Source organism: Clostridioides sp. ZZV15-6597, assembly GCF_020657815.1.
GTDB lineage: Bacteria > Bacillota > Clostridia > Peptostreptococcales > Peptostreptococcaceae > Clostridioides.
Window position 1 is genome coordinate 1 of sequence record NZ_JAGWCT010000159.1, and the last position, 6057, is coordinate 6057.

Here is a 6057-nt window from a genome sequence, read left to right on the forward strand (position 1 = left end):
AGGAATAACTATGGAACAAAATAGTAGTAGGGTTTTATCTGGAAAAATAGTACATGAAGATTCTTATAAAAGAATGAAAAATAAAGAGGTATTAATTGATGATATCCTGAGATTAGATATAATAAAGGATGAGTATGTTAAGGAAGTAAAAATAAGTTCAAAGATGAAAGAAGCAGATGAAATGCAACTATACTATTACTTATATTATTTAAAAAAGAGTATGGGTATAGATAAAAAAGGAACTATAAATTATGTCAAGGAAAAGAAACAAGAAGAATTAATATTAACAGAGGAAAAAGAAAGAGCTGTTGAAAATACACTTATAAATATAAATGAAATAAATATGAAGTTATCTCCTCCTAAAATTGAGAAAAAATCTTATTGTACAAAATGTGCTTATTATGAATTTTGTTTTGTGAAGGAGGAGTAACAATGTATAAAGACTATTATATTATAAGTAATGGTAATATAAAAAGAAAAGAAAATACAATTTATTATTATAATTTAGAAGGTGAGAAAAAAATATTACCAGTAGAACAAGTTGATGATATTCATATATATGGAGAGGTAGGTTTAAACACAAAACTTATAAACTATATAAGCCAATATGGAGTTATGCTTCACTTCTATAACTATTATGGGTATTATTCAGGTACATATTATCCAAGAAAGAAAAGTGTATCAGGGTTTAGTTTAGTATGTCAATCAGCTTGTTATTTAGATAAAAATGAAAGACTATATTTAGCAAAATCCTTTGTGGAAAGTGCGTCATACCATATTTTAAGAAATATGAGATATTACAAAGTTGATGAAAGTTTAATTGATACTATAAAAGATGAACTAAATAGTTTGAATGATGTCAAAGAAATATCAGAACTTATGGGTAAAGAAGGCAGAATAAGAAAAACATACTATAAATCATTTAATCAAATATTGAAAGATGATTTTGAGTTTTATAAGAGAGAAAAAAGACCTCCCAAAGACCCAGTAAATGCTCTTATGTCATTTGGAAATAGCATAATGTATACGAATGTTTTAAGTGAGATATATAAGACACAACTTGACCCTACTATAAGCTTTTTACATGAACCATCTACAAAAAGATTTTCTTTAAGCTTAGATATTGCTGAAATTTTTAAACCTCTTATTATTGATACAATAATTTTTAGCTTAATTAATAATAAGAGAATCAATAAGAATGATTTTTCATATCAAGATAAAATTTGTTATTTAAGTGAAAAAGGAAAGAAGAAATTCTTACAAGAATTTGAAAATAAGATGCAGACAACCATAAAACATAGAAATCTAAATAGAAAAGTTTCGTATAGAATGTTTATAAGGCTAGAGTGTTACAAATTAATTAAACATTTTATAAATGATGAAACGTATAGAGTTTTAAAGGCTTGGTGGTAAAATATGTTTGTTATTGTTACTTATGATATTGTTGAAGCAAGGTCATTAAATAGAATTAGAAAGATACTTAGAAAATATTTGACTTGGACGCAAAATTCTGTTTTTGAAGGAGATATTACCGATGGAAAGTTACATAAATGTATTTCTGAAATAGAAAAGGTTATTGATAATAGTGAAGATTCTATCTATGTTTATGAGATAAAAAATCCTAATTCAATTAAAAAGAAATGTTATGGTATTGATAAGTATTCTGATGAAATGTTTATATAGGTTTGCAGTGAGCGATATTTATGCTAAAATAGGTGTTAACAGTTGGAATATAAGGGATTGAAGGCATGTGATAACTATTATCAATTGCACTACTGATCGCTCACTGCAATTTTTAATATTTTTATTGAATTATAATTGCTTGAGTGTAGTATTTTCAATGTATTCAATTAGACATATTTTGGGGTTTTATATTAACTAAGTGGTATGTAAACTTAACAGAAGAAAAATATAGAGAGCTATTTGGATATAGTTTTATATTAACTAAGTGGTATGTAAACACCATTTGTATTAACAAGGTCTGTAACATCACCAGCGTTTTATATTAACTAAGTGGTATGTAAACAAACAAGAACTTTATCTTAAGAGATTAGTTAAAAAGGTTTTATATTAACTAAGTGGTATGTAAACATCGCTTACGCACCCCTCAAGGGGGTTTGTACTAACGGTTTTATATTAACTAAGTGGTATGTAAACAGGTTTGAATTTAATTTGATGAATTATCCTCTTATTGTTTTATATTAACTAAGTGGTATGTAAACAGCCAAATAGCAAAAGTATTAACAATTTCCTTAACAGGTTTTATATTAACTAAGTGGTATGTAAACTTTTATAAGTATCAAAGAGAAAACAGAGATAAACTTCGTTTTATATTAACTAAGTGGTATGTAAACATACTATTTAGTTTTTAAAGTTCTTTAAAGCCACTAAGTTTTATATTAACTAAGTGGTATGTAAACTCTAGTCATTTCTATTGTCTTATGCCCTAAAATCTTGTTTTATATTAACTAAGTGGTATGTAAACTTAAGTATTTACTGTTGTTATTTCTGATTCATAATGTGTTTTATATTAACTAAGTGGTATGTAAACTCAAAAGAATTTTATTAGGTATATGGCAAATATTTTGGTTTTATATTAACTAAGTGGTATGTAAACAAATTTAATATTACTGGAAAAGGAGAAATGGATATCGTTTTATATTAACTAAGTGGTATGTAAACTTATATTATCAGCAGCAATTGGAGTAGAATAACCTAGTTTTATATTAACTAAGTGGTATGTAAACTTATACAAATAAAATAAGTGAAATGGTTTTAGAATAGTTTTATATTAACTAAGTGGTATGTAAACATGAGAGGAAGAAAATACAATAATAACCGTCCTGATCGTTTTATATTAACTAAGTGGTATGTAAACACCAATCAAATAAATTTGCTTTTGCACTTGTCATATGTTTTATATTAACTAAGTGGTATGTAAACGTGAAACAATTTGGAGGATTAAGAAAAGATTTGATTGAGTTTTATATTAACTAAGTGGTATGTAAACAAAATATGATTCTCTTTAGCATAATTAATAAAAAAGTTTTATATTAACTAAGTGGTATGTAAACATTATCAGTATCCTCAATATCAGAAGAAAGAGAAACGTTTTATATTAACTAAGTGGTATGTAAACCTATTAATTCTGATTTGTATAATTCTAAAACTAAAAAGTTTTATATTAACTAAGTGGTATGTAAACTAAAATTAGACATTGAATCAACTAAAGGTCCAAAATGTTTTATATTAACTAAGTGGTATGTAAACTCATTAGTTTCTATTTCATACAATTCATTAACAATTGTTTTATATTAACTAAGTGGTATGTAAACAATTATATGTAAGTATGATTAATAATTTTAATATAGGTTTTATATTAACTAAGTGGTATGTAAACGTTGTTGAAAAACGTAACATATTAAATTTTAGATAAAGTTTTATATTAACTAAGTGGTATGTAAACTAAATCCAGATGAAATGACTATAAGTAATATAAAGGCGTTTTATATTAACTAAGTGGTATGTAAACCTGTTTCAAGAGGTGTTAGAGCACCTATTATAAGACAGTTTTATATTAACTAAGTGGTATGTAAACTATATACATGCGTGGAGATAATTCCCCTAGACTTTAGTTTTATATTAACTAAGTGGTATGTAAACTAAAAACACCTACTCACAATACAATTTTCTTAACTTGTTTTATATTAACTAAGTGGTATGTAAACAGAGAAATTTTATTCAAAAGTATAACTTCATCAGTAGTTTTATATTAACTAAGTGGTATGTAAACCACGAAACCAACTCGTCATCACGATGTTTTTTAACTAGTTTTATATTAACTAAGTGGTATGTAAACATTTCTGTTTTTATTGCTGTTTATACTTGGTATGGGTTTTATATTAACTAAGTGGTATGTAAAGTACGATAGATATTGTGAAAGATGATAGTAAGAAGTATGTTTTATATTAACTAAGTGGTATGTAAAGATCTCTTTTAGCATTTTTGCTTTATTCATATTAAAAGTTTTATATTAACTAAGTGGTATGTAAAGTGACTGCATATACACTATAGAGGTTATTAAAAGAACGTTTTATATTAACTAAGTGGTATGTAAAGAAACAGAATTAACAAGCAACATAGAAACTGCTAAGACAGGTTTTATATTAACTAAGTGGTATGTAAAGAAGATCTACTACCGATTCTTGTTGTACACTTAAAACGTTTTATATTAACTAAGTGGTATGTAAAGGGCTTTTCAGAATGAAAATACTAAAAATGCTATAAGGTTTTATATTAACTAAGTGGTATGTAAAGCTGAAAGGTCAGCCCATTCGGGAACATCAGCTAGATTGTTTTATATTAACTAAGTGGTATGTAAAGTAGATTTCCGCCTCTATATCCTCTATTGTTTTATATTAACTAAGTGGTATGTAAAGCTCTGCCATGTCTGTAACAGTCCCAGCCTTACTAACTGTTTTATATTAACTAAGTGGTATGTAAAGACCGTTTCAAATTGTAACATGTGTTTAGATACTTTATGTTTTATATTAACTAAGTGGTATGTAAAGCCTTGAGTGGTGCATTAGTGATTGGGTTAGAAGAAGGTTTTATATTAACTAAGTGGTATGTAAAGAGTGCTGACCAAGTTTGGAATCCAAACAAGCCAATTGGTTTTATATTAACTAAGTGGTATGTAAAGTAACTCAAATTATCTTATTATCTGATGTATTAGAAAGTTTTATATTAACTAAGTGGTATATAAAGGCAAGAGGTAAATTAAAATTAGGACTTTTAGAAGGGTTTTATATTAACTAAGTGGGATGTAAAGAAGAGTTCTTTTTTCTGAATAATTCATATTATAATAAGTTCTATATTAACTAAATAATATCTAAATAAAACATAAATATTCTATAAATCTTGATAAGAAAGTAGTAAAAAATGAGGTGAAATAAAATTTATGATAAGAAAATCAAATAACAAAGATATAGAAAAAATAATGGAAATCTGGGAAGAAAGTACAATCAAAGCACATGATTTTATAAATAAAGATTATTGGAAAAATAGCTACAATACTGTTAAAAATGAATATATGCCTATATCTGAAACTTTTGTATATGATGATGGAGAAGAAATAAAAGGATTTATAAGTATTATAGATAATGAATTTATAGGAGCTTTGTTTATAAGTACAAATTATCAAAGTCTAGGAATAGGAAGCAAACTTTTAGATTATGTAATTAAAGAGTATAAAAATCTAAGCTTAGCAGTATATAAAGATAATAAAAAAGCAGTTGTATTTTACAATAAAAAAGGTTTTAATATAGTAAAAGAACAAGTAAATGAAGATTCAGGATTTAAAGAATATCTAATGGAATATAGTAAACAGCTTTAGTATATTCACATTAGAATAGCGATTAAAATGTTTACTATCTAGATAGATATATTTTTATAATGGTGAGACTTAAAATCATGAATCATATATGCTTGTAACCTAGTATATATTACAAAATATATAATTATGGGAGGATAAAATAATGAATAAAAGAGCATTTATGCATTATATTAGAATAAGAGAATAGCGCACAAATTGTGGCTATTTTACAAAAACTTATAACATGATTTTATATAAGATATAGAAACATACCTTATATAAGTAGCCATAATTTCGTGCTATTTAAATTAAATAGTAAATTTGAGGAGATTATGGAGATGAAACAAAATATAAGTAATGAAGGTAAAAAGATTGTTGGAAAATTAAAAAGGATAGAAATTGCTAAATTACTACTTAATGAAAATATAGATGTATTCAAATGTCCACTTTGTAAAGAAGATATGATTACAATTGATAAAAATAGCATTAGATGTATAAATAATCATTGCTTTGATATATCCAAAAAGGGATATGTTAACTTATTAAATAGTAATACTAAAACTATTTATGATAAAGAACTATTTGAATCAAGACATGAAATATATAATTCTAAAGCATATGATAATTTAACAGAAGAAATAAAGTCTGCAATTCATAACTACACTTTAGATAAAAATATTAAC

General features: G+C 25.4%; 5 protein-coding genes and 1 CRISPR repeat array. All 5 genes read left to right on the forward strand.

Features of this window, described 5'->3' with window-relative positions:
* The coding region (locus KGF52_RS19880) for a CRISPR-associated protein Cas4 (RefSeq protein WP_227841374.1) at positions 1-430 on the forward strand (430 nt) is incomplete at its 5' end.
* Between the two features lie 2 nt (positions 431-432).
* Positions 433-1413, forward strand: coding sequence for a type I-B CRISPR-associated endonuclease Cas1b (gene cas1b, locus KGF52_RS19885; protein WP_227841375.1), 981 nt, complete (start codon positions 433-435; stop codon positions 1411-1413).
* Positions 1414-1416: 3 nt separating this feature from the next.
* Positions 1417-1683 (forward strand): CRISPR-associated endonuclease Cas2, encoded by a 267-nt coding sequence (gene cas2, locus KGF52_RS19890; protein ID WP_227841376.1) that lies wholly within the window; start codon positions 1417-1419, stop codon positions 1681-1683.
* A gap of 183 nt (positions 1684-1866) precedes the next feature.
* Positions 1867-4831: direct repeats of the CRISPR family, unit length 29 nt; unit sequence GTTTTATATTAACTAAGTGGTATGTAAAC.
* 129 nt (positions 4832-4960) lie between these two features.
* A complete protein-coding gene (locus KGF52_RS19895; RefSeq protein WP_227841377.1) occupies positions 4961-5395 on the forward strand; it encodes an N-acetyltransferase in 435 nt (144 codons plus the stop codon).
* 317 nt (positions 5396-5712) lie between these two features.
* The coding region (locus KGF52_RS19900; RefSeq protein WP_413927409.1) for a putative RNA methyltransferase at positions 5713-6057 on the forward strand (345 nt) is incomplete at its 3' end.